At 56.0% G+C, this 18,274-nt stretch carries 18 protein-coding genes; 6 read left to right on the top strand and 12 right to left on the bottom strand.

From position 1 onward, the window contains the following. Nucleotides 1-74 precede the first annotated feature (74 nt). Nucleotides 75-1,211: a DNA cytosine methyltransferase gene (locus tag G523_RS0114095; RefSeq protein ID WP_051134871.1), complete on the top strand. Its 1,137-nt coding sequence runs from the start codon at nucleotides 75-77 to the stop codon at nucleotides 1,209-1,211. Here the strand turns inward: G523_RS0114095 and G523_RS0114090 are convergent. Beyond that, complete coding sequence (locus G523_RS0114090; protein WP_022695708.1) at nucleotides 1,201-2,127, bottom strand: NotI family restriction endonuclease; 927 nt, start codon at nucleotides 2,125-2,127, stop codon at nucleotides 1,201-1,203. The genes G523_RS0114095 and G523_RS0114090 overlap by 11 nt on opposite strands. Nucleotides 2,128-2,308: 181 nt before the next feature. Here G523_RS0114090 and parC point away from each other — a divergent pair, with 181 nt between their 5' ends. Continuing rightward, nucleotides 2,309-4,546: a DNA topoisomerase IV subunit A gene (gene parC / locus G523_RS0114085; protein WP_022695707.1), complete on the top strand. Its 2,238-nt coding sequence runs from the start codon at nucleotides 2,309-2,311 to the stop codon at nucleotides 4,544-4,546. A gap of 13 nt (nucleotides 4,547-4,559) precedes the next feature. On the opposite strand, the gene G523_RS0114080 is transcribed toward parC, so the two are convergent. Then, nucleotides 4,560-5,018, bottom strand: a complete 459-nt coding sequence (locus tag G523_RS0114080; protein ID WP_022695706.1) for an SRPBCC family protein — start codon at nucleotides 5,016-5,018, stop codon at nucleotides 4,560-4,562. Nucleotides 5,019-5,092: 74 nt separating this feature from the next. Between G523_RS0114080 and G523_RS0114075 the strand changes: the two genes are divergently transcribed. Continuing rightward, nucleotides 5,093-5,437, top strand: a complete 345-nt coding sequence (locus G523_RS0114075; RefSeq protein WP_022695705.1) for an ArsR/SmtB family transcription factor — start codon at nucleotides 5,093-5,095, stop codon at nucleotides 5,435-5,437. 51 nt (nucleotides 5,438-5,488) lie between these two features. Here the strand turns inward: G523_RS0114075 and G523_RS0114070 are convergent, their stop codons facing one another. Continuing rightward, nucleotides 5,489-6,226 carry a PD40 domain-containing protein gene (locus G523_RS0114070; protein WP_155802772.1) on the bottom strand — a complete coding sequence of 246 codons (738 nt, stop codon included), beginning with the start codon at nucleotides 6,224-6,226 and terminating at the stop codon, nucleotides 5,489-5,491. Between the two features lie 297 nt (nucleotides 6,227-6,523). Then, nucleotides 6,524-7,333: an alpha/beta fold hydrolase gene (locus tag G523_RS0114065; protein ID WP_022695703.1), complete on the bottom strand. Its 810-nt coding sequence runs from the start codon at nucleotides 7,331-7,333 to the stop codon at nucleotides 6,524-6,526. A 50-nt stretch (nucleotides 7,334-7,383) separates the two neighbouring features. Here G523_RS0114065 and G523_RS0114060 point away from each other — a divergent pair, with 50 nt between their 5' ends. Both G523_RS0114060 and G523_RS0114055 read left to right on the top strand, forming a co-directional pair. Continuing rightward, entirely contained in the window at nucleotides 7,384-7,698 is a 315-nt protein-coding gene (locus tag G523_RS0114060; RefSeq protein ID WP_051134870.1) for an ArsR/SmtB family transcription factor, read from the top strand. A 138-nt stretch (nucleotides 7,699-7,836) separates the two neighbouring features. Further along, a complete protein-coding gene (locus tag G523_RS0114055) occupies nucleotides 7,837-8,400 on the top strand; it encodes a LemA family protein (RefSeq protein ID WP_022695701.1) in 564 nt (187 codons plus the stop codon). Nucleotides 8,401-8,586: 186 nt separating this feature from the next. Here G523_RS0114055 and G523_RS0114050 read toward each other — a convergent pair whose 3' ends face one another. The 8 genes from G523_RS0114050 to G523_RS0114015 form a co-directional block, all read right to left on the bottom strand. Then, nucleotides 8,587-9,966, bottom strand: a complete 1,380-nt coding sequence (locus G523_RS0114050) for an NAD-dependent succinate-semialdehyde dehydrogenase (protein WP_022695700.1) — start codon at nucleotides 9,964-9,966, stop codon at nucleotides 8,587-8,589. A gap of 141 nt (nucleotides 9,967-10,107) precedes the next feature. Continuing rightward, nucleotides 10,108-10,659, bottom strand: coding sequence for a hypothetical protein (locus G523_RS0114045; RefSeq protein ID WP_022695699.1), 552 nt, complete (start codon nucleotides 10,657-10,659; stop codon nucleotides 10,108-10,110). A gap of 9 nt (nucleotides 10,660-10,668) precedes the next feature. After that, complete coding sequence (locus G523_RS0114040) at nucleotides 10,669-12,249, bottom strand: TRAP transporter large permease (protein ID WP_022695698.1); 1,581 nt, start codon at nucleotides 12,247-12,249, stop codon at nucleotides 10,669-10,671. Next, nucleotides 12,239-12,904 (bottom strand): TRAP transporter small permease subunit, encoded by a 666-nt coding sequence (locus G523_RS0114035; protein WP_022695697.1) that lies wholly within the window; start codon nucleotides 12,902-12,904, stop codon nucleotides 12,239-12,241. Before G523_RS0114035 ends, G523_RS0114040 begins: the two co-directional genes overlap by 11 nt. 14 nt (nucleotides 12,905-12,918) lie before the next feature. Next, the gene (locus tag G523_RS0114030) at nucleotides 12,919-14,043 is read right to left on the bottom strand and encodes a TRAP transporter substrate-binding protein (protein WP_022695696.1); all 1,125 of its coding nucleotides are present in this window, start codon (nucleotides 14,041-14,043) and stop codon (nucleotides 12,919-12,921) included. 54 nt (nucleotides 14,044-14,097) lie between these two features. After that, nucleotides 14,098-14,853, bottom strand: coding sequence for an arginyltransferase (locus tag G523_RS0114025; protein ID WP_022695695.1), 756 nt, complete (start codon nucleotides 14,851-14,853; stop codon nucleotides 14,098-14,100). 18 nt (nucleotides 14,854-14,871) lie between these two features. Next, on the bottom strand, nucleotides 14,872-16,725 hold the full coding sequence (locus tag G523_RS0114020) for an SLC13 family permease (RefSeq protein ID WP_022695694.1): 1,854 nt from the start codon (nucleotides 16,723-16,725) through the stop codon (nucleotides 14,872-14,874). Nucleotides 16,726-16,771: 46 nt separating this feature from the next. After that, nucleotides 16,772-17,689: a flagellar motor protein MotB gene (locus tag G523_RS0114015; RefSeq protein WP_022695693.1), complete on the bottom strand. Its 918-nt coding sequence runs from the start codon at nucleotides 17,687-17,689 to the stop codon at nucleotides 16,772-16,774. A 61-nt stretch (nucleotides 17,690-17,750) separates the two neighbouring features. Here G523_RS0114015 and G523_RS0114010 point away from each other — a divergent pair, with 61 nt between their 5' ends. Next, complete coding sequence (locus G523_RS0114010) at nucleotides 17,751-18,263, top strand: flavin reductase family protein (RefSeq protein ID WP_022695692.1); 513 nt, start codon at nucleotides 17,751-17,753, stop codon at nucleotides 18,261-18,263. Nucleotides 18,264-18,274 lie beyond the last annotated feature (11 nt).

The following is an 18,274-nucleotide window of genomic DNA, read 5'->3' as shown; positions in this document are numbered from 1 at the left end:
TACTCTAAGTGGATATTGATTTGCGATTTAGTTTGTGCAATGAGAACAAATAGTGATCATTTGGGATGCGGCTCATGTCTAAATCTGTTATCGATTTGTTTTGCGGTGCGGGCGGACTTTCGGAAGGATTCCGCCAAGTTGGCTACTCGGTCTTAGCAGGTAACGACATTGACGAAGCGGCGGGTAAAACCTTTGACCGGATGCATCCGGAAGCGCGCTTCTTGAGCGGTCCTATCGAGAACCTGTCAGCGAAACAATTCCTATCGGCTGCGGGTCTGAAAAAGAGCGAATTAGACGTTCTTATCGGCGGGCCACCATGCCAAGGCTTTTCAGTCTATAACCACCAACGCGGCTTACACGATGAACGTTCTTCGTTGTACCTTGAATACCTACGGATAGTGGAAGGGTTAAACCCGAAATGGGTAGTCCTTGAGAACGTAACCGGCATGCAATCAGCCGGGAACGGGGCGGCTATACAAGCGATTATAAAAGGGCTCGAGGACCTAGGTTATCGTGTCGAAGCTAAAACCCTGAAAGCCGAAGAATATGGTATCCCACAGGAACGCCGCCGCATTCTCTTTGTAGGTAATCGCCTAGGTCTTCCTGTTCACTGGCCTATGCCTACGCATGGTCCCGGCCTGTTACCCTTCGTCACTGTCAGAGACGCTATCGGCGACCTTCCAGAGCTTGAGAACGGCGGTACATACGAAGGCGGCAAGTATGGAAGCCGTGCTAAAGGCGACTTCCAGAAATATGTACGAGAAGGTTCTAAGGGCGTCACGAACCACGGCGCGCCACGCCTAGGCGAAATCAACATGCAGCGCTTAGAGCATATTCCACAAGGCGGTTCGTGGCGCGATATCCCGTTCGACCTTCTTCCGAAAGGTATGAAACGGGCCAAGCGTTCAGACCATACAAAGCGCTACGGGCGTCTTCGTTGGGAAGGGCTGTCTTCGACCATCCTCACAAAATGCGATATCCATTGGGGCGCTTATATCCACCCGGAGCAAGACCGCTCTATCAGCGTTCGCGAAGCCGCGCGCTTCCAATCATTCCCTGACTGGTTCGAGTTCTCAGGATCTAGGACTGAACAGTACGTGCAAGTCGGTAACGCTGTACCGCCTCTGTTAGGCCGGAAGATTGCCGAAACGATTATAGCGATTGAATCGGGCGAAGAGATTCCTAGCGAACCTATTTCCCTTAGCGCTTAGTTAGCTTAGCCGCCTTCTGAATCAGTAGGTTTTCATAGGCGCCTTCCGGCGGTAGGTTTTGCGGCGACACGAATGCATAGGCTAGCTGGTCTACGGTCGTCGTAAAGCGCTGCACGAACTCTAGCGGGCGTGTCCCCTCTGCATCTTCGTCGCCAAGCTTATAGGTCTTGAACGTCACGGTACCTAACCCCTGCGGATATGCTGAGAGCTTCCCGCCTAGGCGTGTAAGAATGCGTTGAAATACGGCGTCTGGTAGGATGAAAAACAATCCGTGTGTCGCCAAACGTTCGCGGCGTAGGGCATGGCCCTTATAGATCACCTGCGGAAGAATACGCTTGTTGACGTTTTCCCAATTGAAGCCCGCTGTCGTCGGATGTGCGGAAGGGACTATCGGCACTTCGGGCGGCGTGGCGTAGAAGGTGTTCGACGTGTCTTTATAGCTGTTCGTTGTGTCGATACTCTGGACCTCGATAGCAACGATAGCGACCGGGCTGAGGTCTTCGGACGATGGTTTTGCTAGGATATAATCGACTTTAAAGGACCCGCGACGCCCTTCCGGCGACGGCGACGCAATGCTGATCTCTTCCGCGAAACCTTGTCCGTAGACCATGATTTCGTTTCCGGTCATAGTTCCAGCGGCGAAACGGCTAGCCATTTCATCGGGCGATACAGTCTCAGACGCCGCGCCGAAGCATTCTTGCGCGACTTCTGCGATAACCTTGAACCTGTCACCGTAGAGCCTGTTGGGACAGATAATAACGGGCTCTTCAGTCGCGGACTTAAGCGCACATGCGCCGCCTGAACGGGTTTTCTTGCATTTAGTATCGACGAAAGGACACCACCGCGAATCTGCGTTTTTACGACTCTTCGACGTACCGGGAGTTGCTCCGTGAAATTCTTCTATCCAAGTAGCCAACGTTTATCCCCACTAATTTGAACGCTACTTATAGAAGGAATTGTTGCCTCAGCAAGCTTCGGTGGAGTTGTGCAATGTTCTCTACGTGCTTATTTCGCAAACCGATATCCCCACCAATCCTAGCTTATCCACACGACATTGCCGCCGACTCATATAGAGTAGCGGGTCAAGGAGTTTCCCAATGTCTGACCTGATGGATTCTGGCGAAGAGAACATCATCGATGAGAGCATGAACGAAGCGCTGTCGCGGCGCTATCTGGCTTATGCTCTGTCCACCATTACCAGCCGGGCGCTGCCGGATGTGCGCGACGGTCTGAAACCGGTTCAGCGCCGCATTCTGTATGCGATGCGCGAGCTGAAGCTGAACCCGGACGCAAGCTATCGTAAGTGTGCGAAAATCGTCGGTGAGGTGATGGGTAACTATCACCCGCACGGTGATAGCGCGATTTACGACACGCTGGTGCGTCTGGCGCAGAGCTTCTCGGTTCGCTATCCGCTGGTCGACGGTCAGGGCAATTTTGGCAATATTGACGGCGATAGCGCGGCGGCCATGCGTTACACCGAAAGCAGGATGACGGCAGCGGCCAAGCTGCTGCTGGACGGGCTGGACGAGAACGCTGTCGATTTTCGCGACACCTATGACGAACAAGACTCAGAGCCAGTTGTTCTGCCGGCGGCCTATCCGAACCTGTTGGCCAACGGCGCGACGGGTATCGCCGTGGGCATGGCGACCAGCATTCCACCGCATAATGCAGCCGAGCTGATCGATGCCTGCCTGATCCTTGTCGACAATAAAAACGCCGAGCTGGACGAGCTTCTGGAAGTGATGCCGGGCCCGGACTTCCCGACGGGCGGCACGCTGGTCGAGAGCAAGGAGACCATTCGCGAGGCCTATGCGACGGGCCGTGGCGGCTTCCGCATCCGTGCGAAATGGGAAAAGGAAGACCTTGGCCGTGGTACCTGGCAGATCGTCGTCACCGAGATCCCATATCAGGTTCAGAAAGGTAAGCTGATCGAGCGCCTGGCTGAGCTGATCGATGCGAAGAAAGTGCCTCTGCTTGGCGATGTGCGCGATGAGAGCGCCGAAGACATCCGCCTCGTGCTGGAGCCGAAATCCAAGACGGTTGACCCGGATATGCTGATGGAGAGCCTCTATAAGCTCTCCGATCTGGAAAGCCGTTTCTCCATGAACCTGAACGTGCTGGATAAGGGCGCGCCGAAAGTGATGAACCTGAAAGAGGTTCTGATGGCGTATCTTTCCCACCGTCAGGAAGTGGTTGTGCGCATTGCCCAGCACCAGCTGGATAAGACGCTCGCCCGTCTTGAGGTGCTGGAAGGGTATCTGGTTGCCTTCCTGAACCTTGATGAGGTGATCCGCATCATCCGCGAGGAAGACCATCCGAAATCCGAGCTGATGGCCGCCTTCAACCTGACGGAAAATCAGGCCGAAGCTATTCTGAACATGCGTCTGCGCTCTCTTCGCAAGCTGGAAGAGATGGAAATCCGCGGCGAGCATGCTGAGCTTGAGAAAAAGCGCGACAAGCTGGAAGCCCTGATCAAAAGCCCTGCCAAGCAGTGGAAAGAGGTCGCCAAGGGGCTGAACGAAGCGCGCAAAGTGTTCGATCCGGAAACAGAGCTTGGCCGTCGCCGGTCTCTCTTCGGTGAAGCGCCAGCCGCTGATGTGGGCGATATGATCGCTGAAGCGCTGATCGTGCGTGAGCCGATTACGGTTGTCCTCTCAGAGCAGGGCTGGATCCGCGCGCTGAAGGGCCACAATAACGATCTCGATAAGGTGAAGTTCAAGGATGGCGACGGGCTGGCGCTGAGTTGTCAGATGGAAACCACCGACAAGCTCATCCTCATGTCGTCAGACGGGCGGGCCTTCACGCTGGGCGGTGACAAGCTGCCGGGCGGGCGCGGCGCAGGCGAGCCTATCCGCTTCCAGATTGATCTGGAGGACGAACATTCCATCACGGATATGTTCCGCCTCAACCCTGAAGGTAAGCGCTTTATGGCCTCCAAGGCCGGCTATGGCTTTATCTGTCCAGAGGCTGATCTGGTCTCTGCGCGTAAGGCGGGTAAGCAGGTGGTGACAACGTCGACTGACAGCCCGCTCTTCATCTCCAAGGTCGCTGTGGGTGATAAGGTCGCCGTGATTGGTGATAACCGTAAGCTTCTGATCTTTGACGTCATTGAATTGCCTGAAATGCCGCGCGGTAAGGGCGTGAAGCTGCAATCCTATAAGGATGGCGGCCTGCTCGATGCGATGGTGTTCAGCGAAGCGGACGGCTTCGTCGTGACAGAGGCTTCTGGCCGTCAGCGGACCTTCCCGGATTGGCAGGACTGGATCGGCCGACGGGCAGGGGCAGGGCGCATGGTGATGCGTGGCTTCCCGCGCAGCGGTAAGTTCGACGGTTAATGTCGGAGTTGGCTTATTGGAACATGCCTTCACGCAGATTGATGCCGTGTTCCTTCCAGGCTTTCAGGGCGCAGAGCATCTGCGTCCAGCCCATGCAGTTTCCGTATGACCCCTGAAGTCCGGAAGCGGTATTCGGCCAGCCCCATTCCGAAATGGTCACGAGCGTGCGGCCATCTTCTGTCGGTTCGAAGGCCATCTTGAACGTGGTTTTATAGTCCGGCGTTCCGGGGCCGGGCTCATAGGCATCCCATCTCATGGTGATGAGGCGGTTTGGTTGGACTTCGTCGACCTCTACCGGAAACTCGCCTGGGCAATCATGAAATGACCACATTACGGTAGAGCCCTTTTCAATCCGGCCCTTCGCGCCGCCCGTGGTGAAGAATTGAGACAGGTTTTCTGGGTTCACCACGGCTTCGAACACCTCTTCAACCGGTTTGTTGATGCGCGCGCTGACTTCGAATTTCAGATCCATGACCCACTCCATCCTGACCAGCTTTCGTGCCGGAATTGGTTGACCTTCATCTCATAATGTTATAAAAATATAACATGTCAAGCGAAGCGTATGAGGATAAAGTTTTCAAGGCACTGGCTGCACCGGTGCGGCGTCAGATCATGGATGCTCTGCGTGATAACCCTATGACGACGGGAGAGTTGGCCGAAAGGTTCAGCCAGATAGACAGGACGACCGTCATGCAGCATATGCGTGTGCTGGAGACCGCCGATCTCATTATCTCCGTAAAGCGGGGACGCGTGCGCTGGAATCATCTCAATCCGATGCCGATCAAGGCGATTCATGAGCGTTGGATCGGACCAATGGCTGCCGGGGCTGTCGACAAACTCTCTGCACTCAAATCTGAACTGGAACAGACATCCGAAATCAGCGCTAAGTAAGCGTAAGGCGTGATGTTTTAATCTGATGCGGATGGATAGTCATGGGCTGATCTATTGGCTGGTCCTCAAGTCCTCTATGAACTGAGCGTCCATCCAGAAAATGTTCGCCTCGGGCACGTCCAGATCGATCCTTTGAAAGAAGAAGTACTTTCCATCTGGCGTGATGGTTCCATAGGTATCATCGCCTTCTGTGTTGACTTCAGGCCCCATGTTTATTGCTGGGCCCCAGAACCCGTCGCTCTTACGGAAACTGATATACAAATCTGACTCGCCATATCCGCCGTCGCGTTCGCTGTCCCAAATCAGATAGCTCTCATCCGGTGCGATAAAGGGGTGGGCCGTAAGCCTGCCTGAGTTGATCTCCGGTCCGAAAGGCTCCGGGGCTTGATGTACGCCGTCAATTCGCTGAGAATATCGAAGAATTCCATATTCTTCGCGCTCGTCGAAAACATAGGTTTCGTTCGCGGATGCCGTGAGGCGCATGATCGGATATCCTTCGAACAAAGGCCCCAGACTTTGCGGCTCAGACCATCCAGAATCCGTTCGCTCGCGATACTGGTTCCCAAGAAACATGCTCTGGCCGTCCACAGAAATGAACAGCTCTCCTATGCGTTCGGAGAATTCTTCTTCCAGCCAGACGTTATCTTCCAATCGGTAACGATAGATTCTGGGTTCGACGCCCAGTACCTGCCGGACGAAATAGAATTCGTTCATCTCAGGCGTAAAAACCCCTTCAATCTCAAGATTGTCAGTTGAGACTTCGCCTGGCGCAAACCGCTCAGGTGTCATACCTGGAGGCGTTTGACCGAGGTAAGAGACTGAGTGCAGCGTGTCGTCTTCCGGAGCAGAAGCTCCGCAGCCAGCTAAGAGTAATATAAAAAGCGGAAAGAGACTTAAAGAAAACTGGTGCAAACGTTATTTCCTGAGGTCTTGTTTTGAGTCGAACGAGTAAAATTGATCGTATGTATTCAGCTGTATGGCATGCACGGTGTGTTTTGAACATGCCGGGTGAGCTGCAGTCAGACCTGTAGGGGGCAATGCGGCTGGCGGATGAAGTCAGCGCATCAAGTCGACGGCACATATGCATCAGAGTGATGTCAGGATCGCGCCGAGGAGAGCCTCCGGCGCGTCTTCCTGTATCAGATGGGCTGCGCCGGATATGGGTGTAAAACTGTCTGCCTGAAGAAGGTCGGCCAGCCGTCTTCCGCGCTCGATCGGGATAAAGCTGTCTTCCTCGCCCCAGATAATGTGCACCGGAAAGTCGGGCTTGGCATAAAGGGGCTCCAGGGCAGCAATATTGTCATTCGAGGCATGGGCGATCTGGCGATAAAAGGCGGGTCTGCCCGTTTCGCCGGAATAGGGGCGAAGATAGATATCAGAGATCTCCTCGCTCAACGGCAAATGTGCGGCGTTCTGGATATAGGCTCGGAACAGCGCCTCATGTGCGTAGTCGGGTAAGCCTGCAAAGGCCTCTTCATGCGCGGCGACGTGCCGGTAAAACGGTGATCCGGACGGCAAGAGCGCGACGGCATCAATCAGGTGCAGAGAGCGATACTCCAGACCGTGAATGAAGTGCGCGCGAAGGGCGGCCAGCCCGCCAAAGTCGTGTGCGATCACGCGGGGGCGCTCAAGCTGCCAATGAGCGAGCAGCTCCACCAGCAAATCCGACTGTGCGGATTCATCAAGGCGCGTATCAGCTGGCTTATCTGACTGCCCCGTGCCCAGCATATCGAACACAAATACCTGATGCGATTTCGCGAGCCATGGCGCGAGTTTCCGCCAGCACTGGGACGACCATGGAAAGCCATGCACCAGCACAAGGGGCGGGCCGCTGCCAAGCGATCCCCACGCGATTTCGTATCCGCGAAACGGATAGCGCTGGTCGAGTGTAAGCATGGTCATCCTCATAAATTGACATATAGCAAAACTTCTATATGAATATGGATATGTCAAGGCGTGAAGATCAGATCAAGGCGATGAGCAGCGAGGTGCGGATGGAAATCCTGCGCCTGCTACGCGATGCGAAACAGCAATTTTCTCATCAGGAAACGGCTGATCCCGAAGCCTTTGGTGTCTGCATCAATCTCATCGCTGAAAAGCTGAAACTCGCCCAGCCGACTGTCAGCCGTCACATCGATATTCTCAAACGGGCAGGCTTCATCACTGTGCAGCGATACCAGAAATGGTCTTACTGCCGACGCGATGAAACGGCGCTTAGCGAGTACCGCGACTGGCTCAGTGAAACGCTGAGTATTGGGTGAGGCGAGTATGTGCCGCCTGAAATCCCCCAAATCGGGGGTAGCGAGCTTGTGTAAATCGTCAGAGAAATGAGCTGGATGCTTGCCGCTTCCTGCGGTTCTCAGTAATCTTTCGCTCTACTAAGTGGGGAGTCAGTTTTCATGACTGGTTTATACGTAATTCTGGGCATTATTGCCCTTCTCGCCGTCATTGTGATCGGCATCTATAACGGCCTTGTGGCCAAGCGCCAGCAATGCCGTCAGGCCTTTGCCGATGTAGACGTTCAGCTGAAGCAACGTCGCAACCTTATCCCGAACCTCGTGGAGACGGTGAAGGGCTATGCCAGCCATGAGCGTGAGACGCTGGATGCAGTAATCTCTGCGCGTAACTCTGCGATTGCTGCAGGCTCGCCGGCTGAATCGGCTGCGGCTGAGGGCATGCTTTCTGCGGCGCTGGGTAAGATGTTTGCACTCGCTGAGGCCTATCCGGACCTCAAAGCGAACACGAACTTCCTGGAACTGCAGAAAGAGCTCTCCACAATTGAAGACAAGCTCGCTGCGGCGCGCCGCTTCTACAACTCTGCTGTTCAGCAGTACAACACAGCGCGTGAGACATTCCCTGCGGCTGTGTTTGCGAGCATGTTCGGTTTCGAGCCGGAAGAGTTCTACGACCTTGGCGACGAAGTCCGCGAACAGCTCTCTGTCGTACCAGACGTGAAGTTCTAGAGTTGATTTGTTTTGACCGCCCGCTTCGTGGCTTTCGCCACTTTCGCGATGGGTCGTGCTCAAGGCTGTCTTCAAGAGGTGTTCTCGTGAAACAAAGTTTCACTTAGAGCGCGCTCAAGGCTGCAGAAATAAAATAAAAAAGCCCGCCGGGATGGCGGGCTTTTTGTTTTGGGAAGTGGTGCTGGACTATGCGGCGAGCACAGACACGGCTTTCGCGTTGACGAATTCCTTCATGCCGAAGCCGCCATGTTCGCGGCCAAAGCCTGAATTCTTCACGCCGCCAAATGGCAGGTTCGGCGCGGCAATGTCATAGCCATTGATGACCACCATGCCGGTGTCAAAATACGTCTTCGCAAGCTTCTCGGCACGCTCCACATTCGTGGAGAAGATGCCGCCGCCAAGGCCGTAGCGGCTGTCATTGGCAATGCGCATCGCGTCTTCGTCATCTTTGGCTTTGATGACTGACGCGACGGGGCCAAACAGCTCATCATCATAGGCAGGCTGGCCGGGCTTTACGTCCACCAGAACAGTCGCCGGATACCAAGCGCCCTGCATGTCTGGGATTTCACCGCCGCATAGGATTTTCGCGCCTTTCTCGACACTCTCCTTCACTTGCTCGTGCAGGTCATCACGGAGCTCTGAGCGTGACATAGGGCCAAGCTGCGTGTCCTTCACCATCGGGTCACCAAGGTGAATGCCTTTCATCGCTTCGGTGTATTTCTCCACGAAGGCATCATAGTTCTTCTCAGTCACGATGAAGCGTTTGCCGTTCACACAGGTCTGGCCGTTATTAAAGATGCGGGCCGTGACGGATGTTTTGACGGCAAGGTCGAGGTCTGCATCGTCGAGTACGAGGAAGGCATCATTAGAGCCAAGCTCGAGCACGGTTTTCTTCAGCATCTCGCCAGCTTTTTTGGCGACGATTTTACCGGCTTTATCTGAGCCGGTGAGGGTAACGCCGCGTACCAGATCGTTTTCGATCACATCGTCTGATTGATCATGGTCGATCAGCAGCACAGTGAAGAGGTGTTTCGGCAGGCCTGCTGCCTCGAATACTTCACGCAGCATCAGGCCGCTACCTGTGCAGGCTTCGGCGTGCTTCAGCAGGACGCCATTGCCCGCCATGAGATTGGCGATGGAATAGCGGATGGCCTGATAGCACGGGAAGTTCCAAGGCTGGATGCCATAGACCACGCCGATCGGGGAATAGGTGACGGTGGCACGCTCGCCATTCGGGTGGTCGCGGGTCTCGTCCGCCAGTTCAGACGGGCCGTTTTTGGCGGTGTATTCACAAATACCAGCGCACAGGTCGATTTCCTGCTTACTACCAGACAGTAGCTTGCCGGTTTCCTTCGTCATCAGCTCGGCGAACTCGTCTTTGCGGTCGCGCAGAACTTCAGCGACTTTGTTGATGATTTTCGCGCGGTCCTCATACGAGGTGAGGCGCCAGTCCAGATAGGCTTCGTGACACTGCTTTACCGCTTCAGCGACCTCTGTATCGCTCATCAGCGGGTAGGTGTTGAGTGTTTCGCCAGTTGCGGGGTTTACGGTTTTCAGTTCGGTCATAATTGTCCTGTCTGTGTTTGGGGTATGCCTTTCAAACACATGGGCAGGACGGGAAGTTCCGAGTTTTTAACGGGTTAGCCGGTCACAAAAAGTGTGATGAGCTAAAGGCTAGACGATGGGCGCAGTCGAACTAGCCAACAGTTATTGAACCTTCAACCGCTCATTCTCCGCAGCAAACATGGCGCGGACACGGTCGCCATTGGTCGGCTCTTTTTTCAGAGTTTCCGGATCCCATTGATGGCGATGGGCATCAAAATAGTCGCCGCCATAAATATGGATGCCGCCGGTGAAGCGCAGGAGCGGGTTCGTCACGGAATGTATCGCATCCCGCCCGAGCGTCGCCACATCGCCTTCGAACAGGCAGTTGGCGCCGCGTGCCTGCAGGCCGTTTTCAGTTTCTTTCCAGAAGATGTTGTCTTCGCGGCCGGTATAGATCCCGATCAGCGCCCACATGTCATGATCGTGCGGAAGCAAGTTCATGCGCGGTGTCCAGGTCGCGGCGAAGATGGTCAGGGTAGGCGAGCGATGGAGAATATCCATGCCTGCCTGTGTTGGCTCGCCCATGCCACGCAGGACGACAGACGGATCTGAGATTGCGCGTGTCAGCACCTCGCGGACCGCGCCCATGGAGTCATTCTCGGAACGGGCGTTGATACAGTCCGCAACGAATTGGTCTCTATCAAATCCCGCCATGATGGCCTCCTATTGCGTGAGGCTCGGAAGCCATGTCGCGAGCGCCGGAATGGCGATCACAGCGATGATCATGAGAAGCTGCAAGCCGATAAATGGCAGCGCGCCGCGCCAGATTTCCATCGTCTTCACGTTGTCAGGGGCTGCTCCGCGCAGATAGAAGAGGGCAAAGCCGAATGGCGGCGTGAGGAAGCTCGTCTGCAGGTTCAGCGCCATGATGATGGCAAGCCAGACAGGGTCGAAACCGGCGATAATCAAAGATGGCGTGACCAATGGTACGACGACAAAGACAATCTCGATGAAGTCTAGGAAGAAGCCCAGAATGAACATCACCAGCATGGCGATAATCAGCGCGCCCCATTTGCCACCCGGAACAGCGCTCAGAAGTTCATGCACCAACTCGTCGCCGCCAAAACCGCGGAAAACAAGGCTAAACAGGCTCGCGCCAATCAGGATGAGGAACACCATGGAGGTGATCTCAACCGCGCTTTTCAGCGCTGGCAGAAGCTGATTGTGATGGTGCAGCACAAGGCCGCCTGCAAACACGCCCGCGACGAAGACGAGTGCTGCAAGGAAAGTGATGATCATGCCGGCCATATTGACCGCGCTGATATGCTCGACGCCCATGCGCAGATCGAGCACGTTTTTCAGGACGATGATCACAACGATGGAGATAAAGGCTGCGACGATGACACGGGGCAGGCCTGCATCCTTATTATCGGAGAGGCGAAGCCCGGCGAGCATAATCGCACCCGCCGCGCCGATGCTGGCCGCCTGTGTTGGCGGGGCAATGCCTGCGAGGATTGCGCCGAGAACGGCGATAATCAGAAACAGCGGCGCACCAAGGCCAAAGATGATTTCTTTCGCTGTGAGCGGCGGGCTGTCATCCTGTTCGATAGGCGGGCAGGCACTCGGACGGAAGATCGACGTCAGGAAGACATAGAGCAGATAGAGGCTGACGAGCAGGAAGCCCGGAAGAAGCGCGCCTGCAAAGAGGTCGCCTACGGAGACAACGAATGCCGTGCCGGTGCCCATCTGGCTTGCTGCTTGTGACGCCGAGTTGGAGACTGCGTCTGCGAGCAGGATCAAAACGATAGATGGCGGGATGATCTGGCCAAGCGTTCCCGAGGCGGCAATCGTGCCGGTCGCAAGGCGAGGATCATAGTTCTGGCGCAGCATGGTCGGCAGGGCGATCAGCGTCATGGTGATCACGGTCGCGCCAACAATGCCCGTAGATGCCGCCAGCAACGCACCAACCAGAATGACCGCATAGCCGAGGCCGCCGCGCACCTTGCCCAGCAGGCGAGAGGCGATGTGAAGCAGGTCTTCAGCGACTTTGGACCGTTCCAGAATGACGCCCATCAGAATGAAGAGAGGCACCGCGACCAGCGTTTCGTTCTGCATGATGGAGCCGCCCATAATACGGCTCGGCAGGGCAAGGAGGTGAGGCTCTGGAAACACGCCAAGGCCAATGCCGACGAGGGCGAAGATGAGCGCGATGCCGCCAAGCGTCAGCGCAACAGGATAGCCGAGCAGAAGTGCGCCAATCGCTGCGAGGAACATGCCTACAGCAAGAATGATCTCAAGCTCCATATTCGCCTCCACCGGATTGGGTGTGGTCGATATCCGGCATTCTTCCTGTCAGGCGGAGCGAGGCTTTGAGCGCCTCAGCAAGGCCCTGAGACAACATCAGCACGGCAAATAGCGGCACAAGCGTTTTGAAGACGAACATAATGGGCAGGCCATCGCTTTCGCGGGAGCCTTCAAAGATCGCCCAGGTGCGCGTGAGGCCTTGCTCGCCTGTCTCCAGAATACGGATGCAGATCGGGAAGAGCAGGAGGTAAAGCCCTGCAAGCTCGATCCAGTCCATGCCTTTGGAGCCGAATTTCGGACGAAGAATATCCACGCGCACATGGGCGTTATCGCGAAGGGCAACGGCCGCGCCGACCATAAACATGGTTGCGAATGCGTAGATGACGAGCTCTGTCAGCCAGGTCCATGAAAGGCCGAACGCGTAGGCGGCAATGACCGATGTCAGCTGGAAGAAGAGCAGCAGAATGCTGGCGGCAATTGAGATCACCAGCGCGATGTCTGTGATCTTTTCAATGATGCTGACTAGGCCTTTGGACAGGCCTTCCGTCAGGTCCGGCAGGATGAGCGTGATTAGCGGGATGATGAAGAGCGGCAAGCATATGAAGCCAGCCCATTTCAGCCATCCGCCTAGCGTGAGGAAGAGTTGTGGGTCCATCTGTGAAGTCCCCGCTATCCGCGAGCGGCCTGCGCGCCGAGTTCACGGGCGCGATAGTAAGGGCCGTCAGAAATGTTCGCCCAATTGCGCATACGGCGCAGGTTCTCTTCAAAACTCTCATAGATCCGCTTTTCGACACCGTCGCGACCTGAGGCAGCGCGGACATCGGCTGCAGCTTCCCACATGGCGGCAACGACATCATCAGGGAAGGAGCGCAGTTGAACGTTATGCTCATTGCGCAGCACGTCCAGATAGACGGAGTTCTGGAAGGTGAATTCACCAAGCGAAGTGTGGTTCACACTCTCGCAGACAGACTGGATAAGGCGCTGTTCACCCTCGGTGAAGCTGTCCCAGACATTCCGGTTGATGCCGACAGCGAGAGATGCGCCCGGCTCATGGAAGCCCGGTCCGTAATAATATGGGGCCTCACGATAGAAACCGAGGGAATAGTCATTCCACGGGCCAACCCACTCGGTCGCGTCGATATTGCCGGTCTGGAGTGCCTGATAGATTTCGCCGCCCGGAAGCGCAATCGCAGAGCCGCCTAGGGCGCGAAGTACGTCGCCGCCTTGTCCCGGAATGCGCATTTTCAGGCCGACCAGATCGTCAAGGCTGTTGATCTCGCGGCGGAACCAGCCGCCCATCTGGTGACCGGTATTGGTTGCCTGAATGCACTTAATGCCGAACTGGCCGGAGAGCTCATCCCAGAGTTCCTGACCGCCGCCAAAATCGATCCAGCCCATCAACTCCTGCGCGGTCATGCCGAACGGAACCGTGGTGAAGAACGGGAAGGCGGTGGATTTGGACGTCCAGTAATACTCGGCGCCGTGATACATGTCGGCAGAGCCGTTCGCGACTGCGTCGAAAGCCTCAAACGCAGGCACGAACTCGCCCGCGGCATAGACATTTACCTCGATCAGGCCTTCAGACACTTCCTGAATGCGGGAGGCAACACGCTCAGCCGCTTCGCCAAGTCCCGGAAGACCTTTCGGCCAGGTTGTCACCATGTTGAGGCGACGGCGGTTGCGTGAAATCGCTGGCGCGGCGAGGTTTGCTGCCGTTTCAGGGTTGGCAAAAGCCGCAGCTGCGCCGCCTGCGCCAAGAAGGCCAGCACCGATCAGATTGCGTCGGTTGATCATATTTCCTCCCCGGCCGGTCTGGCGGCCTTATCCCATCTCATGCCCGTGAGACGCTTACTCGTCTTCTAGTCTACGCCACTCTTCAGCGTCCAGCACCTCAATCGGCCGGAAGGCGGCTTTGTAGTCCATTTTCGGGCTGCCCTCGACCCAATAGCCGAGATACACATAATCCAGTCCGAGCTCCTGCGCATAGCGGATCTGGTCGAGGATCATGAAATTGCCCATTCCGCGATCAGTGAGCGACGGATCAAAGAAGGAATAGACCATTGAGAGGCCATCCTTCAGCACGTCTACCAGGGCAGCAGCCATAAGCGGCGCATCATCGGCATCGCCTGCGCGGTATTCAAAAATTACAGTCGGAACGGGTGAGCCTTCGACCATGGAAACATAGTCACGCAGCTCCATACCCGCCATGCCGCCATCGGCGTGACGGCTGTCCAGATAGGTTTTCAGCAGACGATACTGTTCGCGCGATGCAGACGGACGGACCGCCGTGCGCACAAGCTCTTTGTTCTTATTGAGGACACGGCGCCAGCGTTTGGTGAATTTGAACTCGCTGACAGGCACGCGCGCCGCCATGCAGGCTTTGCAGCTTGCGCAGGCCGGACGATAGGCAATCGACTGCGAGCGACGGAAGCCACCATGAGACAGCGCATCATGCAGAGATTGCGCGTCTTCCACGGCGAGATTGGTGAAGACTTTCCGCTCGGTCTGGCCTTCCAGATAGGGGCAGGGAGCCGGGTTCGTGATGTAGAACCGGACGCGTCTCTGACCAAGGCCTTTCAGTGCAGGTGATTCACTTATCTTCATAGGCGATCACTATGACATTCAAAGGTCGAAGCGCAAAGGTGCTACGAACGTAAATACCAGCCAGAGCACGATAACCAGCGGCCCGCCAAAGCGCAGATAGTCCAGGAACTTGTAGTGGCCCGGCCCCATAACCAGAAGGTTGGTCTGGTAGGCAATCGGAGTCGCGAAACAGCAGTTCGCTGCATAGATGACCGCTAGCACGAAGGGTTTCGGGTCAACGCCGAGCAGATTGGCGGCCTGAATTGCGATAGGTGTGAACAGGACGGCCGTGGCAGAGTTGCTCAAAACGTTCGTCAGTACGGCCACGACAAGGAAGAGCACCGAAAGTACTGCCACCGTGCCAAACGGCTCTATAAAGTTGACGACTCCCTGCGCAAGCGCGAGCGCCGCACCGGTATTTTCAAGCGCTGTACCCATGGCGATCGCGGCAGCAATCAGCGTGAAGATACGAAGGTCCAGTGAACGTGTCGCCTGACGAATGTTGAGACAGCCCGTCAGGATCATTGCAACAGCACCAATGACAGATGCGTGCAGGATATTCAAAAGGCCGGAAGCTGCGAGCACGACAACGCCAAGCGTGATCCAGCGCGCATAATGGCTTTTTTCGGTTGCGGGCAACTCGACCTGAGACCATTCCAGAAGCAGAAGGTCGCGGCTTGCGCGTAACTCTCTGAAGGATGATGACGAGCCACACAGTAGCAGTGTGTCGCCGGCTTCAAGACGGATTTCACCAAGGCGTGCCCGCATCATACGGGACCGGCGCTGAACACCCAGAACAAGCGTATTGGTCAGGCGGCGGAAACCCAGTTGTTCGATTGCACGGCCAATCATGCGTGAGCCAGGGGCCACGACAGCCTCAACAAGCATCAGACGCGGTGTGCCGCCATCTTCGTCCATACCGTCGCTGTCTGCGCCTTCGCGCGACTGCCACATCTGGCGGAGCAATTCCGGCTGTGAGGAGAGGGTGTCTGTCAGCGTCTTGCGGGTCGCTGCAACGATGATGAGGTCGCCAGACTGGAGTGAGACGTCTTCGAACGGTGGCAGGAAGGAGCCTTCGCCGCGTTGAATCATGCGGACCGTCATGCCTTCCAGGTCGGGGAACATGCCCGCGACAGCTTTCTGGCCCACAAGAGGATTGCCGTCCGAAATTGCAATCTGCGCGATGAACTGGCGGCCTGAGCGGTTGACCAGATTAGCTTCCATGCCCTCTCGACTCGGCAGCAGGAAACGCGAGGCGACGATCATATAGACAAAGCCAGCGCCCGCCAGAATGAGACCGATCGGTGCGAGTTCAAAGAAGCCGAGCGAGACACCTGCTTTTTCTTCGTAAATGTCAGCGGCCAGAAGGTTGGTGGACGTACCAATGAGTGTCGTCATACCGGCGAAGACGGATGCAAAGCTCAGGGGCTGCATCAGCTTTGACGGGGAGACTTTCATCTTCTCTGCGAATGCAGCCATGATTGGCAGAAACATCACCACGACCGGCGTGTTATTGATGAAAGCTGATGTCGCAAACACAGCTGCAAACGCGCCGACAAGCGTGATCATCGGTCGGGCAGAGTAAGATGACATCATCAGTCGGGACGGGCCGTCCAGCGCGCCGGTCTGGAATAAGCCCTGACCGACCACCAACAAGGCCATGATGGTTATCAGCGCGGGATTGCCGAACCCCGCGAGCAGCGCTTCTGTCGATACCGATTCAGAACCTGGTGTCGTGTGGTCGACAATATAAAAGAGAAGAAGAAGAGCAGCGATAATTCCGACGGAAATGAGCTCCATCGGCATGGTGTCGCGCATGTAAAACACGATCGCCAGCACCACGATGATTACGCTGACATACATCGGCCAATTGGCTGAGAGGTCCGCGATCATATTCACTCCACATCAACAGGGCCCAGACGAAAATGGCCTCTGAGGATCAGAGACCATGATCTGGCGGAAGTACAGGTGCTTCCCGAAGCAGGACTATGCTTATCCTGCGGTTTCCTGGCAAGTCAGGATCGTCCGGATAAAGTGGTTCTGAGCCTGCGCGACCGCTAACGCGTGCAATTCGATCAGGCACAACGCCGTTCTGAGCGAGAATGCGGCGGGCCGCATTGGCGCGATCAGATGAGAGTTCCCAGTTCGAGTACTCCTGATTGTCGCTCGCGCGGCTATCGGTGTGCCCGGAGATGGAAATCCGGTTTGGAAGGCGTTCGACAATGCTGCCGACAGCCTCAAGAAGGCGGCGGGCACGGGCGTTCGGTTCCGAAGAGCCCGGATCGAACATGGATCGACCTTCCTGATCGACAAGCTGGATACGCATGCCTTCAGGTGTCTGATCGACAATCAGATGACGCGAAAGTTCTGCCAGCTCCGGCAAATTCTCGATCGCCTGACGCAGTGATTGCTCGGCGCGATCAAACTCGGCGCGCTCACGGATCGCCATCGCAGCGTTGATGGCTGATTCGGAGACATCCATATTGATGCGGTTGATCGCCTGGCTCGGATCGCGAATCTGCTGAACTTCACGAGACACAGTTCGCGGCGTTTCAGGAGAAAGCTGCTCGATGATAGAGCGAGAGCCCTGAGAGCGGGAGCCTTCCGTCGAAATCGCGGTGCCACCGAGGACACCACCTGTGCCTGAAGTCGAAGACGAAACCGCTGCAGGCGCAAAATAATCCGCGATACCGCGTTTCTGCTCTGGACTGGTCGTATTGATGAGCCACATGAGAAGGAAGAAGGCCATCATAGCCGTCACGAAGTCAGCATAAGCCACTTTCCAGGCGCCGCCATGGTGGCCGCCGCCTGAAACCTTCTTGACCTTTTTAATGACGATCGGTTGATTGCCGGCCATGGTGTGTCATGTCTCTCTTCTTTGGGTATACCCGTAACACCGCATAGTTAAGGCCGAGTGCATGAACATTGAAAAATCCAACCAATCCGGTTTCGATTCGCGCGCTTATCGCGATGCACTGGGTTGTTTTGGAACGGGAGTTTGTCTCGTCGCTACTGACGACGCGAACGGCAAACCAAGAGCGATTACAGTAAATAGTTTCTCAAGTGTGTCGCTGCACCCGCCCATCATCCTCTGGTCCATCGATAGCCAGTCTGATCGCTACAACCTGTTTACCGAGTCAGAATTGTTCTCGGTAAACGTGCTGCCAGCGAGCGATGCAGAGGTCTCCACTCATTTTGCACGCTATGTAGAAGCCGAACTTAAAGGCGAGCAGCTTGCGCGCGATTCCAACGGTGTGCCGGTCTATACAGGCGCGCTGGCCCAGTTTGTGTGCCGGACGAGCTGGCGACAAAAAGCCGGCGACCACGTTGTCATCTTCGGCGACGTGATCGGCTTCAACTCTCGCGATGGCGACGCGCTCGGCTTCTTCCGTGGCAATTACACGTCTCACTCAATTCCCGACCTGAAATAGGAGACCGGTCT

The organism is Ponticaulis koreensis DSM 19734, from assembly GCF_000420665.1.
GTDB lineage: Bacteria > Pseudomonadota > Alphaproteobacteria > Caulobacterales > Hyphomonadaceae > Ponticaulis > Ponticaulis koreensis.
This window is presented reverse-complemented; position numbering and strand designations above follow the sequence as displayed.